The 18,794-nt window shown below is 72.1% G+C and carries 15 protein-coding genes; 6 read left to right on the top strand and 9 right to left on the bottom strand.

The window, feature by feature from the left end; genetic code table 11:
• Complete coding sequence (locus ACZ6KF_RS11570; protein WP_469238292.1) at positions 1 to 1,467, bottom strand: non-reducing end alpha-L-arabinofuranosidase family hydrolase; 1,467 nt, start codon at positions 1,465 to 1,467, stop codon at positions 1 to 3.
• Between the two features lie 451 nt (positions 1,468 to 1,918).
• Between ACZ6KF_RS11570 and ACZ6KF_RS11575 the strand changes: the two genes are divergently transcribed.
• A complete protein-coding gene (locus tag ACZ6KF_RS11575) occupies positions 1,919 to 3,358 on the top strand; it encodes an endo-1,4-beta-xylanase (protein ID WP_469238294.1) in 1,440 nt (479 codons plus the stop codon).
• Positions 3,359 to 3,855: 497 nt separating this feature from the next.
• On the opposite strand, the gene ACZ6KF_RS11580 is transcribed toward ACZ6KF_RS11575, so the two are convergent.
• Positions 3,856 to 4,476 (bottom strand): TetR/AcrR family transcriptional regulator, encoded by a 621-nt coding sequence (locus tag ACZ6KF_RS11580; RefSeq protein ID WP_469238296.1) that lies wholly within the window; start codon positions 4,474 to 4,476, stop codon positions 3,856 to 3,858.
• A gap of 179 nt (positions 4,477 to 4,655) precedes the next feature.
• On the opposite strand from ACZ6KF_RS11580, the gene ACZ6KF_RS11585 reads away from it, so the two are divergent.
• Positions 4,656 to 5,312: a peroxiredoxin-like family protein gene (locus ACZ6KF_RS11585; RefSeq protein ID WP_356633699.1), complete on the top strand. Its 657-nt coding sequence runs from the start codon at positions 4,656 to 4,658 to the stop codon at positions 5,310 to 5,312.
• Positions 5,313 to 5,319: 7 nt separating this feature from the next.
• Here ACZ6KF_RS11585 and ACZ6KF_RS11590 read toward each other — a convergent pair whose 3' ends face one another.
• Positions 5,320 to 6,093, bottom strand: coding sequence for a restriction endonuclease (locus ACZ6KF_RS11590; RefSeq protein ID WP_356633697.1), 774 nt, complete (start codon positions 6,091 to 6,093; stop codon positions 5,320 to 5,322).
• 220 nt (positions 6,094 to 6,313) lie between these two features.
• Here ACZ6KF_RS11590 and ACZ6KF_RS11595 point away from each other — a divergent pair, with 220 nt between their 5' ends.
• Positions 6,314 to 7,873 carry a carbohydrate-binding protein gene (locus ACZ6KF_RS11595; protein WP_469157704.1) on the top strand — a complete coding sequence of 520 codons (1,560 nt, stop codon included), beginning with the start codon at positions 6,314 to 6,316 and terminating at the stop codon, positions 7,871 to 7,873.
• 121 nt (positions 7,874 to 7,994) lie between these two features.
• On the opposite strand, the gene ACZ6KF_RS11600 is transcribed toward ACZ6KF_RS11595, so the two are convergent.
• Positions 7,995 to 10,031 (bottom strand): sigma-70 family RNA polymerase sigma factor, encoded by a 2,037-nt coding sequence (locus tag ACZ6KF_RS11600; RefSeq protein WP_469238298.1) that lies wholly within the window; start codon positions 10,029 to 10,031, stop codon positions 7,995 to 7,997.
• A gap of 277 nt (positions 10,032 to 10,308) precedes the next feature.
• On the opposite strand from ACZ6KF_RS11600, the gene ACZ6KF_RS11605 reads away from it, so the two are divergent.
• Entirely contained in the window at positions 10,309 to 11,235 is a 927-nt protein-coding gene (locus ACZ6KF_RS11605; RefSeq protein ID WP_469238300.1) for an SMP-30/gluconolactonase/LRE family protein, read from the top strand.
• Positions 11,236 to 11,414: 179 nt separating this feature from the next.
• On the top strand, positions 11,415 to 13,799 hold the full coding sequence (locus tag ACZ6KF_RS11610; protein ID WP_469174836.1) for an ATP-binding cassette domain-containing protein: 2,385 nt from the start codon (positions 11,415 to 11,417) through the stop codon (positions 13,797 to 13,799).
• A gap of 146 nt (positions 13,800 to 13,945) precedes the next feature.
• Here ACZ6KF_RS11610 and ACZ6KF_RS11615 read toward each other — a convergent pair whose 3' ends face one another.
• On the bottom strand, positions 13,946 to 14,506 hold the full coding sequence (locus tag ACZ6KF_RS11615) for a TetR/AcrR family transcriptional regulator (RefSeq protein ID WP_469238302.1): 561 nt from the start codon (positions 14,504 to 14,506) through the stop codon (positions 13,946 to 13,948).
• 10 nt (positions 14,507 to 14,516) lie between these two features.
• Complete coding sequence (locus tag ACZ6KF_RS11620; protein ID WP_356633685.1) at positions 14,517 to 15,101, bottom strand: sugar O-acetyltransferase; 585 nt, start codon at positions 15,099 to 15,101, stop codon at positions 14,517 to 14,519.
• A 93-nt stretch (positions 15,102 to 15,194) separates the two neighbouring features.
• On the opposite strand from ACZ6KF_RS11620, the gene ACZ6KF_RS11625 reads away from it, so the two are divergent.
• Positions 15,195 to 15,659 carry an effector-associated constant component EACC1 gene (locus tag ACZ6KF_RS11625; protein WP_469238305.1) on the top strand — a complete coding sequence of 155 codons (465 nt, stop codon included), beginning with the start codon at positions 15,195 to 15,197 and terminating at the stop codon, positions 15,657 to 15,659.
• Between the two features lie 142 nt (positions 15,660 to 15,801).
• On the opposite strand, the gene ACZ6KF_RS11630 is transcribed toward ACZ6KF_RS11625, so the two are convergent.
• The 3 genes from ACZ6KF_RS11630 to ACZ6KF_RS11640 form a co-directional block, all read right to left on the bottom strand.
• On the bottom strand, positions 15,802 to 16,893 hold the full coding sequence (locus ACZ6KF_RS11630; protein WP_469238306.1) for a zinc-binding dehydrogenase: 1,092 nt from the start codon (positions 16,891 to 16,893) through the stop codon (positions 15,802 to 15,804).
• Between the two features lie 99 nt (positions 16,894 to 16,992).
• Positions 16,993 to 17,601, bottom strand: coding sequence for a DinB family protein (locus ACZ6KF_RS11635; RefSeq protein WP_356633679.1), 609 nt, complete (start codon positions 17,599 to 17,601; stop codon positions 16,993 to 16,995).
• A gap of 86 nt (positions 17,602 to 17,687) precedes the next feature.
• Positions 17,688 to 18,782 (bottom strand): LLM class flavin-dependent oxidoreductase, encoded by a 1,095-nt coding sequence (locus ACZ6KF_RS11640; protein ID WP_356633677.1) that lies wholly within the window; start codon positions 18,780 to 18,782, stop codon positions 17,688 to 17,690.
• Between the last annotated feature and the right edge of the window lie 12 nt (positions 18,783 to 18,794).

An 18,794-nucleotide genomic window follows, 5' to 3' on the forward strand; every position in this document is an offset into this window, starting at 1 on the left:
TCAGCGCTGCAGTGTCAGCAGACCCGGACGGTAGGGCAGCAGGCCGTAGTCGCCGCCGGAGTTGGGGCTGCGCCCCTGGTACAGCAACTGCAGATTGCAGGGGTCGACGGTCATGGTCTGATCGGCGCTGGTGCGGAGCAGTTCGCCGTGGCTGATGTCGTTGGTCCAGGTGGCGCCGCTGTTGGCCTTGCCGGCGAAGGGATTGCTCTCGGTCGCGGCCTGGGGCGTCCACGAGCCGTTCAGGCTGGTGGCCGTGAACGAGCGGAAGTAGCGGCCCTGCGAGCCGATCGCCTCGACGATCATGAGGTACCGGTTCTGGCCCTGCAGCTTGTAGACCTGCGGGGCTTCGAACAGGTTGTTCGTCGTATCGCTCATGACCACGGTCGAGGTCGTGCCGAAGCTGCCCGGGAAGTTCCCGATCGGCATGCTGGCCCGGTAGATCTTGCCGTTGTCACCCGCGAAGAACAGGTACATGTTCGTCCCGTCCGCGATGAGCGTCTGGTCGATGGGCCCGGTGCCGGAGCCGGTGATGGTCCCGGAGAACAGCGGCTGCTCGGCCGACCAGCCGTTCGGGTTGGTGGGGTCGCTCGACGTCCGGTAGGAGAAGGCGGTCCTGCCCCACTGGTAGGCGAGCACCCAGACGTTCTTCGGCGCGAAGTGGAAGAGCGTGGGCGCGACGGTGGAGGACGACATCGCGTTCTGGCTCGCCGAGGCCATCTCCGACCAGTTGGTGAACGGGCTGAAGTTCATCGAACCCCAACTCGTCCCCGTGTCGTGCGTCGTCGCGTAGACCAGCTGCCTGCCGTTGTACGGGGCGACGGTGAAGTCCTTGAGCGAGACCCATCCCGGCCTGGGCTGTGCCAGCGCACCCGTCGACGACCAGCGGTAGCTCGACGGCAGATCGCACGTGCCGGGATTGCCGGCGCCGACCTTGACGAGCTGCCACTGCTGGTTGGCGCCGCCCCAGTCGTCGTACTGGACGATGTTGGCGTTGTCGGCGGTTGAGGCGCCCTGCACTTCGAGGGCCTTGTTGCTGTGGCGCGAGACGAGCCTCACGTAGCCGTCCGAGCTGTCGGCCAGCCGCCACTGCTGGTTGGCGGCGTTCAGGTCGGTCCACTGGACGATCGAGCCGCCGTTCGCGGTGGACCAGTTGTGCACGTCCAGCACCTTGCCCGAGTGGCGGGACTTGATGCGGTAGTAACCGCCCCCGGCGTCGACGAACTGCCACTGCTGCTGTGCCTGGTCGTTCCTGGTCCACTGGGTGATGCGGGCGCCGTCGCTGGTGGCCATGTTGTAGACGTCCAGCGCCTTGCCGCTGTTGCGGTTGACCAGCACGTACGAGGCGTTGGGGTCCACGGTCGCCGCGGCGGCCGGCTGGGCGCCGAGGAAGGTGGCGGCGAGCAGCAAGGGAACGAGGGCGGCGAGTAAGCGTTTCAGGCGGATCGGGGACGGTCGGCGGAACCGCATCAGAGGGCACTCCTTTGGGGGCAGGCGTGAGTGAGGTGGCCCGGTCCGAACCACGCAGCGGGCGGCCGGGGGCAGGGGACGGCCCCGAAACGTTTCGAAGGGGTCTCGGAGGCGTCGAGGGCACAAGCTAGGAACGACTGAGCCGTTCGGTCAAGGCCTGCCGCAGAACTGCCCACGCAGCACGCCTGCTTCGGCTTCCGAAAATTTCGAGTGGCGGTCGTAAATTTTTCTGCGAGCAGTATTGACGGTTCATCGTCAACGCCTCAATCATCCTGTCTGGGAGACCGGCCAAAGTTCGATATGTCGAACGAGGGTCTTGGGTGAGCTGCACTGCCACGGCAGGTCCACGCACAGCCGGTTCCCGGCCCGCCCCGTCCGACCGTCCAGCGGGAGCGGACGACGCATCACCCTGCGCTCCAGTCCTTCTGTGATTATTTTGGAGGCACAGCCCATGGGCTCCTATGCCCTTCCCAGAGCCGCTATCGGCCGGAGGATCCGCGGCCTGCTGATGACGTTGGTGGTCGGCGCCGTCGGCACGGCCGCCGCACTGACCGCGCCGCCGGCCGCACACGCCGCCGAGACCACGCTCGGCGCCGCGGCGGCGCAGAGCGGCCGCTACTTCGGCACCGCCATCGCCTCGGGCAAGCTGGGCGACTCGGCGTACACGACGATCGCCAACCGTGAGTTCAACTCGGTCACGGCCGAAAACGAGATGAAGATCGACGCCACCGAACCGCAGCGTGGCCAGTTCAACTTCACCGCCGCCGACCGCGTCTACAACTGGGCGGTGCGGAACGGCAAGCAGGTGCGCGGCCACACCCTGGCCTGGCACTCCCAGCAGCCCGGCTGGATGCAGAACCTGAGCGGCAGCGCGTTGCGCCAGGCGATGATCGACCACATCAACGGCGTGATGGCCCACTACAAGGGCAAGATCGCCCAGTGGGACGTCGTGAACGAGGCGTTCGCCGACGGCTCTTCGGGAGCCCGGCGCGACTCGAACCTGCAGCGCACGGGCAACGACTGGATCGAGGTCGCCTTCCGGACCGCGCGCGCCGCCGACCCGGCCGCCAAGCTCTGCTACAACGACTACAACGTGGAGAACTGGACCTGGGCCAAGACCCAGGCCATGTACGCCATGGTGCGGGACTTCAAGCAGCGCGGCGTGCCGATCGACTGCGTCGGCTTCCAGGCGCACTTCAACAGCGGCAGCCCCTACAACGCGAACTTCCGCACCACCCTGCAGAACTTCGCCGCTCTCGGCGTCGACGTGGCCGTCACCGAACTCGACATCCAGGGCGCCTCGGCCACGACCTACGCCAACGTGGTCAACGACTGCCTGGCCGTCCCGCGTTGCCTCGGCATCACCGTCTGGGGCGTGCGCGACATGGACTCCTGGCGATCGGGGGACACGCCGCTGCTGTTCAACAACGACGGCAGCAAGAAGCCCGCCTACACCGCGGTGCTCAACGCACTCAACGGCGGCTCCACACCTCCCACGGACCCCCCGCCGGGTGGCGGACAGATCAAGGGCGTCGCTTCGGGCCGCTGCCTCGACGTGCCCAGCGCCAGTACCACCGACGGCACCCAGGTCCAGCTGTGGGACTGCCACAGCGGCACCAACCAGCAGTGGACGCACACCACCGCCGGCGAGCTGAGGGTCTACGGCAACAAGTGCCTGGACGCCGCCGGCACCGGCAACGGCGCCAAGGTCCAGATCTACAGCTGCTGGGGCGGCGACAACCAGAAATGGCGCCTCAACTCCGACGGATCGATCGTCGGCGTCCAGTCCGGCCTCTGCCTCGACGCCGTCGGGGCCGGAACCGCCAACGGCACCCTGATCCAGCTCTACACCTGCTCGAACGGCAGCAACCAGCGCTGGACCCGCGCCTGACGGGAGCCCCTGCCAACGACGGGGTCCGAAGGTTCTTCGTCGAGTCGGCGATCCGTTCGCACCGAGGAGTGGGGCCAGGCCGATCCTGGCCCCACTCCTCTTGTACGTCCGGCCGCCCGGCACACGACGAGGCGGCCGGACAACCGGCCTCACCTTCCAGAAGAAGCCGAGTTTCCGCGGGCTGTAGGAACAGAGGATGTTCTAAGTCTGCTGGTAGTGGTCCAGCATCATGCGGTGGGTCTCGCGGCCGATGCCCGACTTCTTGTAACCGCCGAACGCCGCGGCGCCCAGCGGCGCCACTCGTCCTCCAGGACCGCCCTGCGCCGCCGTAGGCCACTGCGCTGTGCCATGCGTCCTCCTCCGCCGTCCGCCGTCCGCCGTCCGAGGTATACGCCCGGGAGGGCCGCCTCGCGGTATGTGCGTGATGCGGTGTGTCCGCGATGACGCCGCACCGCGGCCCCGGCGTCAAGGCCGCGGGCCGGGCGGGCCGTGCGGCGTCAGGACCGAGGGCGCGTCGCGGTCGTCCCGGACGTGCCCGTCACCGCGTCGAGGGCCGCCGTGACCGTGGCGTGCAGCTGCTGTGCGTCGACTCCCGCGCGGGAGCGGATGTTGACGCCGTGCGCGAGGAGGGCCAGGAACTCGGCGGCGGACGCCGGGTCCACTCCGTCGGCGAGCTGGCGCAGCCCTTGTGCCGTGCGCAGGGCCGAGTGCAGGGCGTCGCGCAGGTGCGCGTGCTGGCGGTCGAGTACGGCGCGCAGTGCGGGTTCGGTGTTCTCGGCGCCCGCGTGGGCGTTGGAGATCATGCAGCCCCAGCGGGCGTACGCCCCGGTGCAGCGGGACTCGATGAGGTTCGTGAAGAACTCGGTGACGGCGGGCAGTCCGCGGTCGTCCGCCGCCAGCCGGGCGAGGACCGGGCGGGAGCGCTGCGCGACGTAGCGTTCCAGGGCCGCCAGGTACAGCTCCTGCTTGCCGCCGAACGTGGCGTACAGGCTGGAGCGGTTGAGGCCGGTCGCGTTCACGACGTCCTGGATTCCCGTCCGGGCGACGCCCCGGCGCCAGAACAGCCGGACCACCGTGTCGAGGACGGCGTCCGGATCGAAGTGCTTGGTGTCCGGCATCCGCGCCCATCCCGCCTCGTCGATCGGTCTCGCCGTCCTGCCGCCGCGCCGGCGTCGAGCCATTCCGGGACGGCGGTCCCAAGATAACTCTCCGGCGTTGACTCGGAGTGCGCTCCACCACCTATCTTGAAACGGTCGTTCCAAGTTCATGCCGCCAAGTCCCTCCGGAGGGAACACCCGTGAGCGTCAACGCCGAACTGCGCGCCTTCTTCGACAGCCGTCAGGAGCACATCCCCGCCGAGATCCGTGCCATCCTCCAGCGCGGGGTCGATGAACTGGCCGAGTCAAGGCAGGCGGAGCGTGCCCTGACCGTGGGCGCCAAGGCCCCGGCCTTCACGCTGCCCTCGGCCACCGGGCTGTCCGTCTCGCTGACCGAACTCCTCTCCGGCGGACCGGTGGTGCTGACCTTCTACCGCGGCTCCTGGTGCCCGTACTGCAACATCACCCTGCGCTCCCTGCGGGAACACCACGACGCCGTCATCGCCCGCGGCGCGCGGCTGGTCGCCGTCTCCCCGCAGATCCCCGACGAGTCCCTGTCCCTCGTGGAGAAGCACCAGCTCGCCTTCGACGTGCTCAGCGACGTCGGCTGCGACACGGCCAAGCAGTACGGTCTCGCCTTCGACATGCCGGAGGATCTCGCCGCCGTGCACGAGAAGTTCGGCATCGACCTGGCCCGCTCGAACGCCGGCCACCCGCGCACGCTGCCCATGCCCGCGACGTACGTCATCGACCGGGAGGGCGTGATCCGCTGGGCGTTCGTGCACCACGACCACACCGTCCGCGCCGAGCCGGCCGACGTCCTTGCCGCGCTGGACGGCCTGGACCGCGTCGGCTGACGGCCGCTCACTCCTCCCGGCGGTCCCAACCCGCCCATGGAGTCGGGCCGTTGCCCTCGCACCAGGCGATCAGGGCCCGCCCGTCCACGCACACGATGCCGCACTGTCCGGCGTACTCCAGGGCAGGCGCCGTGAAGTCGCCGGTGGTGACGACGACGGCGAGGTCGGCCTCGTGGACGGTGAAGCAGGTGCCTCCGAAGCGCTGGAGGTCCTGTGAGCCGACCTTGTTCTCCTCGCCGTAGCGCTTGCACTGGACGACCAGCCGCCGGCCGTCCGGCGCGAGCGCCACCACGTCGGCGCCCAGGTCTCCCGCCCCGCCGACCACCTCGACCTGCGAGCAGCCGTCACGCTCGAGCAGGCCGGCCACGGCCTGCTCGAACTCCTCCGGGCTCAGGGCGTCGTGGGCGAGGACGCCGTCGGCGGCGCCGGGCGGTGACGGCGGGCCGGACGACCCGTCCCGCGGGAGGACGGCCGTGTGCTCCAGGTCCTCCAGCGCCGTCGTCGTGCCCCGCTCCAGCGCCTCGGCGGCCCGCCGGGCGAGCCTCGCCGCGGAGCGTCTGCGGAGGCGTCCACGTCCGTGACCGACGGCCGCTGCCAACCCCACGGACAGCAGGGCTCCGGTCCACACGGGACGCTGCTCCAGCGCATCCGCCGCCGCGCGGCCCGCCAGCCCCAGGGCGATGAGCACGGTCGCCAGCAGGGCGAAGAACACGGCCGTGGAGCGCAGGTCGAAGCGGCGCCCGCGATGGATCGGCCGGGTGCGGTGCTCGGGACTGATCATGCACGCCGATTGCCCTCGATCGGGACTTTCACCCGTGCGAGTGATGAGCCGACCAGCGCGCTCACATGCGTCGACGTTCAGGTAAGTGAACGACGATCAGTGACGCAACCGTTGACGCGCCCATGGCAAGCGCTTACCGTCCAGGAAAAAGCGCTGCGGTTCACAACGGGGGTCGTGCGCCCCTCGTCGGTCGAGCCCACCACACCGGGAGACATCAACGATGCACCGCACACCCGTTCTTGCCTGCGTCGGCCTGCTGGCCGGCACGCTCGTCGCGCTGTCCGGGAACACGGCCCAGGCGGCGACCACCCGTTACGAGGCCGAGAGTTCCCCGGCGGTCTGCACCGGGAGCATCGACTCCGACTGGTCCGGCTACTCGGGCACCGGATTCTGCAACGCGAACAACACCGTGGGCGCGTACGCGCAGTTCACCGTGAACGCATCGGCCGCCGGCACGGCCACGCTCGGCATCCGCTTCGCCAACGGCAGTTCCACCGCCCGACCGGCGAACCTCACCGTCAACGGCGGCGCGGCCACCACCCTGTCGTTCGAGGGCACCGGAGCCTGGGCGACCTGGGTCACCAAGACGGTGACCGTCCCGGTCGCCTCGGGCAGCAACACCATCCGCCTCAGCCCCACCACGTCGGGCGGCCTGCCCAACATCGACTACGTCGACGTAGAGACCAGCGGCACCACCACCCCGCCGCCCACGTCCTCCGCCCTCTACGTGGCGCCGGGCGGCACCGACGGCGCGGCCGGCACGGAGGCGGCCCCGACCACGCTCACCTCGGCCATCAGCCGGATCACCCCGGGCGGCACGATCTACCTGCGCGGCGGGACGTACCGCCACTCGCAGACGGTCACCATCCCGGCCGGCAACAACGGCACCGCGAGCGACCGCACGGAACTCCTCGCCCACCCCGGCGAGACCCCCGTGCTCAACTTCTCCGCCCAGACGGAGGACCCGGCCAACCGCGGCCTCGCCGTCAACGGGTCCTACTGGCACGTCAAGGGCCTCGTCGTCGAACGCGCCGGCGACAACGGCATCTTCGTCGGCGGCAGCAACAACATCATCGAGCGCACGGTCACCCGCTACAACCGCGACACCGGCCTCCAGCTCTCCCGCATGCTGTCCACCACGCCCCGCGAGCAGTGGCCTTCCAACAACCTCATCCTGAGCGCGGAGTCGCACGACAACGCCGACTCGGACGGCGAGGACGCCGACGGCTTCGCGGCCAAGCTCACCACCGGGAGCGGCAACGTCTTCCGGTACGCCGTCGCCCATCACAACATCGACGACGGCTGGGACCTCTACACCAAGTCGGACACGGGCGCGATCGGGCCGGTGACCATCGAGGACTCCCTCGCCCACACCAACGGCACGCTCAGCGACGGCTCCCAGGCCGGCAACGGCGACCGCAACGGCTACAAGCTCGGCGGCGAGAACATCAAGGTCGACCACGTCGTCCGGCGCAGCATCGCCTACCGCAACGGCAAGCACGGGTTCACGTACAACAGCAACCCCGGCACCATGACGGTCTCGGACAACGTCAGCGTCGACAACGCCGAGCGCAACTTCAACTTCGACGGCGGCACCTCGGTGTTCCGCAACAACACCTCCTGCCGCAGCGGCAGCGGCACCAACGACCGGATCATCGGCAGCGCCGACGGCTCCAACCAGTTCTGGTCGGGCTCGAACGGCTCCCGCTGCTCCTCCTACGCGGGCACGCTGAGGTGGTCCTTCGCCTCGGACGGCCGACTGGTCGTCACCTTCGGCTGACGCCGACGCCGTTGAACGCCCGGCCCACCCGGCAGTCCGTCCGGGCGGGCCGGGCACCGGTGCGGCGCCGGCCAGGGGCACCGGCGCCGCGGCGGCCACCGTCGAGAGATCGCGGCCGAGGTCATGGCGCCGACCGGAACGCCCTGCCCTGCGGCGTCAGCGTGCCGCCCGGCCGGAACAGCGTGGTCCCGGGCCCCGACTCGTCCGTCCCGAGCCCGAACCAGGCATAGCGCTGGAGGTAGGGCAGCCCGGCGAGCATCTTCGTGGCCGACGTCAGGAAGGCCGCCTGCTCCTCGTCGGCCGGGTGGCGCACGCCCTGCGAGAAGTCGATGAGCGCGAACTCGGTCAGCCAGATCGGCTTGCCGTACCGCCGGTGCACGGCGTCCAGGTAGCCCCGCAGCTGTTCCACCGCCGCCTCGGTGCGGAAGTCGGCGCCGTACCAGTGCAGGGCGATGAAGTCGACGCGCAGGCCCCGCTGTTCGGCCCCGGTCATGAACCGGTCCAGCCAGCCACCGGGCCGGTCGCCCCCGTAGGCCACGGCCGGGCTGCCCAGGACGCTGCCGGTCGACTCCAGGCGGGGCCACAGGTCGAGGGCCTGTTCCACGCTCATGTTCGCCTGGGAGTCGAAGTCGGGCTCGTTGAAGCCGAGCAGGTAGGGACCGGCGGCCTTCGCCTCCGCGAGGGCCTGCGGGGTGACGCTGTCGGCTCCCCAGATCATCGGCACGAAGTCGGCGCCGCCGGCGGACGTGATGCCGGGGTGGCGGGTGGACCAGGTGTAGTACCAGCCCGCCCCGGACTGCCGCAGCGCGTCCTGCGCCCGGGAGAACGACCACACTCCGACGCCCTTGCGCTGCGTGGACACCACCGGCGACGCCGCTTCGGGCGCGTCGGCGGCCTTCGGCGCCTCGGACTTCGACGCGCGGGGCGACGCGCTCGCCGAAGCGGACGGCTTCGCCTTCCGCTCGGTCGCCGAAGGGCTGGGGGAGACAGGCGCGCTGCGCTCCCGCGCCGTCGCGGACGCGGACGCCGGGCCGGCGGCGGGCCGCGCCCCGCTGTCGGGCGCCGCCGTCGGGCCGCCGTCCCGCGACGGCGTCAGGACCCACGCACCGACGACGACGGCGGCGGTGGCCATGGCGGCGACGACGGCACGGCCGTGCCGCGCGCGCCCCGCGGTGCGGCGCCGGCGCCCGGGCCGCACCGACCGGGACCGCGGCGGGGCCTGCGGCGGCGCTACGGAGGGCGACGAGGCGGACGCGTGGGCGTCGGCAGGTGGGACATCCGGCGCGGCCTCGGCCGGTACGGCGTCCGGCGCGGCCTCGGCGGCCCGTGCGGCGCCCATCGCGGCCTCGGCCCGTACCGCCTCCAGCGCGGTGTCGTGGAGCCCTGCCGGCGGAACCAGCAGCGGCAGACCGACCAGCAGGCGCGCCACCGGAAGCAGCCCGTCGCCCTGCTCACCGCACCGGCGGCAGTCGCGCAGGTGCCGGGCGATCCGCTTGCGCCACAGCGGACTCGGCCGCGCGTCCCACGTCCGCGTCACCTCGGCCAGCTCCGCGCAGACCGGCTGCGCGGCCAGTGCCCGCACCACGGCCCGCCCGGCGTCGAGCTGCTCCTTGAGCCGCTGGATCCGCACCGCCGTGTGCCGGCCGGACAGCCCCAGCGCCTCGCACACCTCGGCACGCGTCAGCTGACCGGTCTCCTCCAGCCACCACAGCGAGAGCACTTCACGGTGATCGCCGTCCAGCCAGCGGGTGGCCTCGACGACCTCCCGGCGGTCGTCGCGCAGTTGCAGCCGCAGGACGGTGAGCGACGCGAAGTCCGAGGCCGGGTCGGCGAGATGCGCGGCCACGTCGATCGGCTCCTGCGTACGCCGCTGCTGTTGCCGGCCGCGCATCCAGTCCCGTATCTGCCGCACAGTGATGGCCACCATCCAAGACCGGTACGCCGTGGGGCGTTCCAACCGGTTCAGGCTGCGCACCACCCGCAGCAGCGTTTCCTGCACGACGTCGTCCACGTCCTGGTGGCCGTCCAGCGCGCGCCCGACGAGGTTGTAGACGAGCGGCAACGACTGCGACACCAGCCCTTCGACCGCTCGTGGATCGCCGGCGCAGGCAGCGGACACCAAGGCGGCGCCGGGGTCGTGCCCGTGGTCTGTGCGCATGGAGCGTCTTCTTCCTCTCTGATGCCCTGGGGCGGTACCCGGGCCGGACGATCGTCGTCCGCCCACTATGGGAGACGGCGGAGCGCCCGCGCGACAACGGAAATCGCGCCGCACGCCCTGCCCGCCGTCCGACCCGGCCCGCCCCGTGCGCGGTCGGGCCCGGCCCCGCCCCGGTTCGCCCGGCCCCGTCCGCGAGCAGGCCGGGGACGGTTCACGCATACTCTGGTGCCGGAAGAGATCGACGGCGATGTGCGCGACGAGACGGTGAGGTGGGCGGATGCCCGGCGAGCGACCGGAACTGTACGAGGTCTTCGACGAACGCTTCCGCACCGGCAGGTGCACCGCCGGCGACTCCCGGCTGGAGGTCCTCTTCGACGGCTGCCGCTGGGCCGAGGGTCCGTTGTACGTCCCCGCCGGGCGCTACCTGCTCTGGAGCGACATCCCCAACGACCGCCTGCTCCGCTGGGACGAGACCACCGGCGAGGTCGGCGTCTTCCGCTCGCCCGCCGGTCACCCCAACGGCAACACGCTGGACGGCCAGGGCCGCCTCGTCACCTGCGAGCAGGGCAACCGCCGGATCACCCGCACCGAGCACGACGGCTCCGTCACCGTCATCGCCGAGCGCTACCGGGGCAGGCGGCTCAACAGCCCGAACGACGCCGCCGTGAAGTCGGACGGCTCGATCTGGTTCTCCGACCCCGACTTCGGCATCATCAGCGACTACGAGGGCCACCGCGCCGAGAGCGAGATCGGCGCCCGCAACGTCTACCGCGTGGACCCGGCCGACGGAGAGGTCCGCCTGGTCGCCGACGGCTTCGACGGACCCAACGGCCTCGTCTTCTCCCCGGACGAACGCCGGCTCTACGTCTCCGACAGCCGCGCCAACCACATCCGCGTCTTCGACGTCCGCGACGACGGCACGCTCGGCGAGGGCGAGGTCTTCACCGAGTGCCGCCTCGGCAAGTTCGACAACATCCGCTTCGACGACGCCGGACGCCTCTGGGCCGCCGCCATGGACGGCGGCGTCCACTGCTACGACCCGGACGGCACCCTCCTGGGCCGCCTCCTGGTCCCCGGCGTGGTCGCCAACATCCGCTTCGGGGGACTCCGGCGCAACCGCATGTTCATCGCCGCCGACACGACGCTGTACTCCCTCGTCCTCTCGGTCACCGGCACCCCGCCCCTGCCGACCGCCCGCCGGTGACCCGGCGGCGCGCAGGAGCGGAAACGACGAGCGTCGGACGAGCGGGAATCGAGAAGCGCCGGACCCGCGCCCTTGCCTAGGCTGACCGGCGAAACCAAGCCCCCGCAGCCGGTCGGACACGCGCCCGGCGAGCAGCGCACGGCCGCGCAGGCGGCCCCGCCCGACGGATGGAGACAACGATGAGCAAGGCCACGAGGACGGACACACGGCCGCCTGCGCGGCACGCCGCCGACAGCCACGACATGATCCGTGTGCACGGGGCCCGCGAGAACAACCTCAAGGACGTCAGCATCGAGATCCCCAAGCGCCGGCTGACGGTGTTCACCGGCGTCTCCGGCTCGGGCAAGAGCTCGCTGGTGTTCAACACGATCGCCGCCGAGTCCCAGCGGCTGATCAACGAGACCTACAGCGCCTTCGTCCAGGGCTTCATGCCGACGCTGGCGCGCCCGGAGGTCGACGTCCTCGACGGCCTGACCACCGCCATCACCGTCGACCAGCAGCGGATGGGCGGCGACCCGCGCTCCACCGTCGGCACCGCCACCGACGCCAACGCCATGCTGCGCATCCTCTTCAGCCGGCTCGGCGAGCCGCACATCGGCCCGCCCAGCGCCTACTCCTTCAACACGGCCTCCGTCCGGGGCAGCGGCGCGATCAGCGTCGGCTCCAAGCAGGCGGTGAAGGCGACGTTCACCCGCACCGGCGGCATGTGCCCGCGCTGCGAGGGCCGTGGCACGGTCTCCGACATCGACCTCACCCAGCTCTACGACGACTCCAAGTCCATCGCGGAGGGCGCGTTCACCATCCCCGGCTGGAAGTCGGACAACGTGTGGACCGTCGGCCTGTACGCCCAGTCGGGCTTCCTCGACCCCGACAAGCCGATCCGCGACTTCACCGAGCGGGAGCTGCGGGACTTCCTCTACCACGAGCCGACCAAGGTGAAGGTCAACGGCGTCAACCTCACGTACGAAGGACTGATCCCCAAGATCCAGAAGTCGTTCCTGTCCAAGGACAAGGAGGCGATGCAGCCCCACATCCGGGCCTTCGTGGAGCGCGCCGTCACCTTCACGACCTGCCCCGACTGCGACGGCACGCGGCTCAGCGAGGGCGCCCGGTCCTCGAAGATCCAGGGCATCTCCATCGCCGACGCCTGCGCGATGCAGGTCAGCGACCTGGCCGAGTGGGTCCGCGGCCTCGGTGAGCCGTCCGTCGCCCCGCTGCTCGCGGCGCTGCAGCACACCCTGGAGTCGTTCGTGGAGATCGGCCTCGGCTACCTCTCCCTGGACCGCCCCGCGGCCACCCTCTCCGGCGGCGAGGCGCAGCGCGTCAAGATGATCCGCCATCTCGGCTCCTCGCTCACCGACGTCACCTACGTCTTCGACGAGCCGACCGTCGGCCTGCACCCGCACGACATCCAGCGGATGAACAACCTGCTGCTGCGCCTGCGCGACAAGGGCAACACCGTGCTGGTCGTTGAGCACAAGCCCGAGGCGATCGCGATCGCCGACCACGTCGTGGACCTCGGCCCGGGCGCCGGCACGGAAGGCGGCGCCGTCTGCTACGAGGGCACGGTGGAAGGCCTGCGGGCCTCCGGCACGATCACCGGCCGCCATCTGGACGACCGGGCCGCGGTCAAGAAGTCGGTCCGCAAGCCGACCGGCGCCCTGGAGATCCGGGGGGCCGACGCGAACAACCTGCGCGACGTCGACGTCGACATCCCGCTCGGCGTGCTCTGCGTCGTCACCGGCGTCGCAGGTTCCGGCAAGAGTTCCCTGGTGCACGGCTCGGTCCCGGCCGGCGCCGGCGTCGTCTCGGTCGACCAGGGTGCGATCAAGGGCTCCCGGCGCAGCAACCCGGCGACGTACACGGGACTGCTCGATCCGATCCGCAAGGCGTTCGCCAAGGCCAACGGCGTGAAGCCGGCCCTGTTCAGCGCCAACTCCGAGGGCGCCTGCCCGACCTGCAACGGCGCGGGCGTCGTCTACACCGACCTGGCGATGCTGGCGGGCGTCGCGACGACGTGCGAGGAGTGCGAGGGGAAGCGGTTCCAGGCGTCGGTGCTGGAGTACCGGCTCGGGGGCCGGGACATCAGCGAGGTGCTGGCGATGTCGGTGACCGAGGCGGAGGAGTTCTTCGGCACGGGCGAGGCCCGCACCCCGGCCGCGCACAAGATCCTCGACCGGCTCGCCGACGTCGGGCTCGGCTACCTCACCCTCGGCCAGCCGCTCACCACCCTGTCCGGCGGCGAGCGCCAGCGGCTGAAGCTGGCCACGCACATGGCCGAGAAGGGCGGCGTCTACGTCCTGGACGAGCCGACCACCGGCCTCCACCTGGCCGACGTGGAGCAGCTGCTCGCCCTGCTGGACCGGCTCGTGGACTCCGGGAAGTCCGTCATCGTCGTGGAGCACCACCAGGCGGTCATGGCGCACGCCGACTGGATCATCGACCTCGGCCCCGGCGCCGGCCATGACGGCGGCCGGATCGTCTTCGAGGGCACCCCGGCCGACCTGGTCCGGGCCCGCTCCACCCTCACCGGCGAGCACCTGGCGGCGTACGTCGGCGCCTGACCCCGGGTGAAGGGCAGGGCGGGGAGCCCGTGCGGCACGGCGGTCAGGTCCGTGCCGCACGGGCGGCTGTGGGCGAGCGCGCGCCGGGCCCGGCGTCCGCCGTCCGGTCCGGCCGACGGTCCCTCAGCAAGATCTTCATCAGTCTTCTAGGGATCGCGCCGTTCGCCGGTGGCGGTGATGCGGGAGACGGCCTCCAGGGTGAGGGCGCGGTCGTGCGGTGCGGCGGCGAGCGCCCGGTGCAGGGTCAGGCCCTCGATCAGCGCGTCGAGCTGCCGGGCGGTGTCCGGGTCGAAGTGCTTCTCCAGATGGACCCGGCTGCGGCGCATCCACTCGTGGGTCAGTTCCCGGTAGGCGGGCCGGCGCGCGGCGAGGGTGTACAGCTCCTGGGTGACGGCCAGATCGCGGCGGCTTCCCTCCGACAGCGCGTGCACGAGGTCGGCCACCGCCTCCCTCGCCTCGTCGCGGGTGGCCGGGGCGGAGAGGTACGCGTCGAAGACCGCGACGATGTGGTCGGTGAAGCGGCCGAAGGCCTCCCGGAGCAGTTGGTCCATGCCGTCGAAGTGATACGTCATCGACCCCAGCGGCACCCCGGCGCGCGCGGCGATCTTCCGGTGGGAGACCCCGGCGACGCCCTCCTCGGCGATGAGGTCGAGCGCCGCCGCGAGGATGCGCTCGCGGCGCTGCGGATCGGCGTGCCCGGTGGCCATGGCGGGGTGTTCACAGAGTGCGGACCGGGCGGGCCGGGTTGCCCACGACGACGACGTTCGCCGGCACGTCCTTGGTGACGACGGCCCCGGCGCCGACGACGGAGTTGTCGCCGATCGTCACGCCGGGCAGCACGACGGCGCCGCCGCCGAGCCACACGTTGTCGCCGATCGTGATCGGCTTCGCCGCCTCCAGCTTGTCCCGGCGGGGCTCCGGCTCCAGCGGGTGGGTCGGCGTGAGCAGCTGGACGTTGGGCCCGATCTGGCAGTCCTCGCCGATCGTGATCGCCGCTACGTCCAGCGCCGTCAGGTTGTAGTTGACGAAGGTGCGCGCGCCGATCGAGATGTTGCTGCCGTAGTCCACGTACAGCGGCGGCCGTACGTGCGCCTCCTCGCCCAGGGCGCCGAGCAGCTCGGCGAGGACGGCCCCGGCCGCGCCGGCGTCCTCGGCGTACGCGGCCTGGTAGCGGGCGGCGAGCCGCACGGCCCGCTGCTGCCGGCGGGCGATCTCGGGATCGTCCGCGATGTAGAGGTCACCCGCGAGCATGCGCTCGAGGTTGGTGCGGGGGTCTTGGGCGAAGTAGTCCGTCGTCGACATGCGTACGATCGTACGCTCCCAGGGTCCGGCTGTCCCGGATTCGGCCGATCTTGGGGGTCAAGTGCCCTGCGTCCACTGGTAGGTTGACGTGCCATGCGCATCATCGTCACGGTCGAGGGCGACGACTCCGGAAGCGGCCACGAGCTGCGCCGCTGGCTGACGGCCGAACCGGAGATGCGGGGCCGGGTCCGGCCGGCGGACGCGCCGCCGCCCGGCGCCACGGGCGCCGTGTCCGACACACTGGTCGCCCTGGTGGAGCCCGGTGGCATCGCCGCGGTGTTCGCCGGCGCCCTGGTCGCCTGGCTCCAGAGCCGCCGAGGCACCCGGACCGTGACGATCACCCGCCCCGACGGCACGCGGATCACCGTCACGGCCGCCCAGGTCAAGGCCCTGGACGCCCGCCGGGCGGCCGACCTGGCCCGCGAACTGGCGGCCGCGGTCGACGCCGCCGCCCCGCCCGGCGACGATCCGGCCGGCCCGGACGCGCGTCCCCGCGCCCGGAACGCCGACGACGCTCCCCGCCCGGACGCCGACGACGGCCGCCCGCCCGCCTCCTGACCCACCCGGTCCCGCCCCGCGCGGACCTGCGCGATGCTCGTCGGCGTCCGGGCGGGCAGGGGCACGCCCGCAAGCGTCGGTGTTCGTCGCTCCCGACGGTCCGCACCGTCCCGCGCCGTCCACCCGGGACGGCAGGCCGGGGTCAGAACGACGTGATGACCACCCGTGCCGTCCCGGGGTCCTTCAGCGCGGCGTAACCGGCGTCGATCTCCTCCAGGGCGATGCGGTGGGAGACGAGGTCGTCCAGGTTCAGACGGCCCCGCAGATAGAGGTCGGCGTGGCGCGGGATGTCGCGTCGCGGGTTGCCCGAGCCCATGATCACGCCCTGGACGCGTTTCTGCTGGAGCAGCAGCTGGGGCAGGGACAGCCGCAGCTCGCCTCCGCTCATCGCCAGTCCGACGACGTACACCGCGCCGCCGAGGGCGGTCATGGCCAGCGCCTGCTCCGTCGTGGCCGCCGTGCCGACCATGTCGAAAGCGTGGTCCACCCCGCCGCCGGTCAGTTCGCGCACGGCCTCGGCGGCGTCCACGGCCCGGGAGTCGACGGTGTCCGTGGCGCCGAAGGCACGCGCACGGCCGAGTCTGCCGTCCTGGACGTCGACGGCGACGATGCGTGACGCGCCGGCGATCCCGGCCGCGGCGACCGCGTTCAGTCCGACGCCTCCGACGCCGATCACGGCGACGCTCTCGCCCGCCCGGACGCGCGCCGTGGTGAGAACGGATCCCACGCCGGTCAGCACCCCGCACCCCAGGAGCGCCGCGGGGGCGAAGGGCACCTCGCGCGGGACGGCGGTCAGCTGGTGCTCGTGCACCAGGACCTGCTGGGCGAAGCCGCCGAGCCCCATGCCCTGGGTGAGGGGCAGACCGGCGCGGGCGAGCCGGGGACCGTGTTGCGGATCGCGCGTCGTCGCCCCTGGATTGCCGCACTGGTACGGCCTGCCGTCCAGGCACGCGGGGCAGCCGCCGCACCACTGGACGAGGCAGCCGACCACATGGTCGCCGACGCCGAAGTCGGACGCCTGCGGGCCGAGGGCGGTGACGACGCCGGCGATCTCGTGGCCCAGCACGACCGGCGGCTCGTAGCCGGGCAACGGGTGGGCGGCGAGGGTCAGATCGGTGTGACACAGGCCGGACGCCCGTACGTCCACCAGGACCTCACGGCCGACCGGCTCGGCGATGTCGACGTCGTGGACGGCGAAACCCCCGCCCACGACGTCCACCACTGCTGCTTTCACGTTGTCAGCTCCCTGCGCGAGGCGAAACGGGCAAGCCCAGGGTGTCCTGTCGTCGGCGGCGGGACCAGAGGGCGCACGGGCCGGGCCGGACGTGCCCCCTCACGCGCCGCCCGCGCCCGCGCGCTTCGCCGCCTCTCGCGCCTCGCGCTCGAGCCGGCCCCGGTACTCCTCCCACCAGGCCGCATCGTCGGAGGCCAGGCTGTCGTTGTGCTCGCCCAGTCCCACGGCGCCGTCCAGGAGCTCGCGGAGGATGTCCGCGTGTCCGGCGTGCCGGTGGGTGTCGGCGACGACCCGCACCACCGCCTGATGCAGCGTCACCTCGTCCCTGCCGTCGGGCCACCACGGCACCCTGCCGACCGTGTCCAGCGCGAGCGCGTCGATCGTGGCGTCCGAGTGCGCCCACGCCCGCCGGTACAGGTCCACGACGAACTCGCGCGACTCGTCGGCGGTGGCCCACATGTCCCCGTTGGTCTCGGCGGCGTGCTCCAGCCAGGGCAGCGGCTCCCCGGACGGCCGTCCGAACGTGTCGCCGAGGTAGCCCAGTTCGCAGGTGGCCACATGCTTGACCAGGCCCAGCAGGTTGGTGCCGGTCGGGGTCAGCGGGCGGCGGACGTCGTACTCCGGGAGCCCGTCGAGCTTCCACAGCAGGGCGTCGCGCGCGGACTGGAGGGAGGAACGGAGGTCGGCCTTGGGATCGGTTGCCTTCATGGGGGTTCAGTCTGCCCGGTGACCGGCCCGGCTTCGAACGGCCGGCCGGTCACCGGCGATACCTGCCGACCAGGACTCCCGCCGCCTCACCAGCCCCGTCTCGCGTAGGAGGTGTTGCGCGGGGCCGGCGGGACGTACGCGGCGCGCAGCCCGGCGACCAGGGCGCGCCGCAGCGCGCGGTCCTCGTCGGTCTCCAGTGCCATGTCCAGCTGGACGATGTCGACCCCGGCGGCCCGCAGCAGCCCGATCCGGGCGGCGACGGTCTGCGGCGAGCCGACGAACGCGCCGGCGAGAGCCCGGTCGACATAGGCCGGCAACCGGTCGGTGCGGCCGCGTTCGCGGTCCCGGTCGAGCTGGACGGCGTCCAGCCGGCGGGCGGCCTCCGGGCCGGAGGCCGCCCGCAGGACGTCCGCGCGGATACGCCGGGCCCGCGCTTGGGCGGCCTCGTCGGTGGGGCCGGCGACCACGGTGACATGCCGCCAGATCTTCAGGGTCCTGCCGTGCGCCGCCGCCGCGGCGCGCGCCCGCGCGATGTGCCGGCGGGTCGCGCTGAGCGGCAGGGACGGCACCGCGTACACATCGGCGTGCCGCGCCGCGAGTTCCACGCCCTCCGGCGACGAGCCGCCGAACGACAGCAGCTCCGCGCGGGGCCGCGGCGACAGCCCGGAGCGGGCGCCGCGCACGGTGTAGAACTCGCCGTCGTGGTCGAAGTCCTCCCGGGCGTGCAGGGTGCGCCGGAACACCTCCAGGTACTCGCCCGCCCGGCGGTAGCGGTCCGCCTTGCCGAGCAGGTCGCCGTCCCGTGCGACGTCGGCGTCGCTGGAGCCGACGATGACGTGCGCGGCGGCCCGCCCGCCGGACAGCCGGTCCAGGGTGGCCAGTGTCCGCGCGGCCACCGTGGGGGCGGTCGTGCCCACCCGGTGGGCCACCGCGACGCGCAGTCTGCCGGTCGCGGCCAGCGCCCAGCACGCCACCAGCCACGGGTCCGGCCACGAGCTGGACTGCACGACCAGCGCGCTGTCCAGCCCGTCCTCCTCGTTCTCCCGCGCCGTGCGCGCCACGTACTCCGGGTCCGCGTCGCGGTCGCGCGGGTCGGGTGCGAAGCGCAGGGCCTGCCGCTCCTCGGGCGTGGCCCCGGGCACGGGGGCGGCGCGGACGCCGCCGCGTATGTCCAGCTCCATGACGGACGCCTC

It is taken from the genome of Streptomyces sp. NPDC046379 (genome assembly GCF_055587785.1).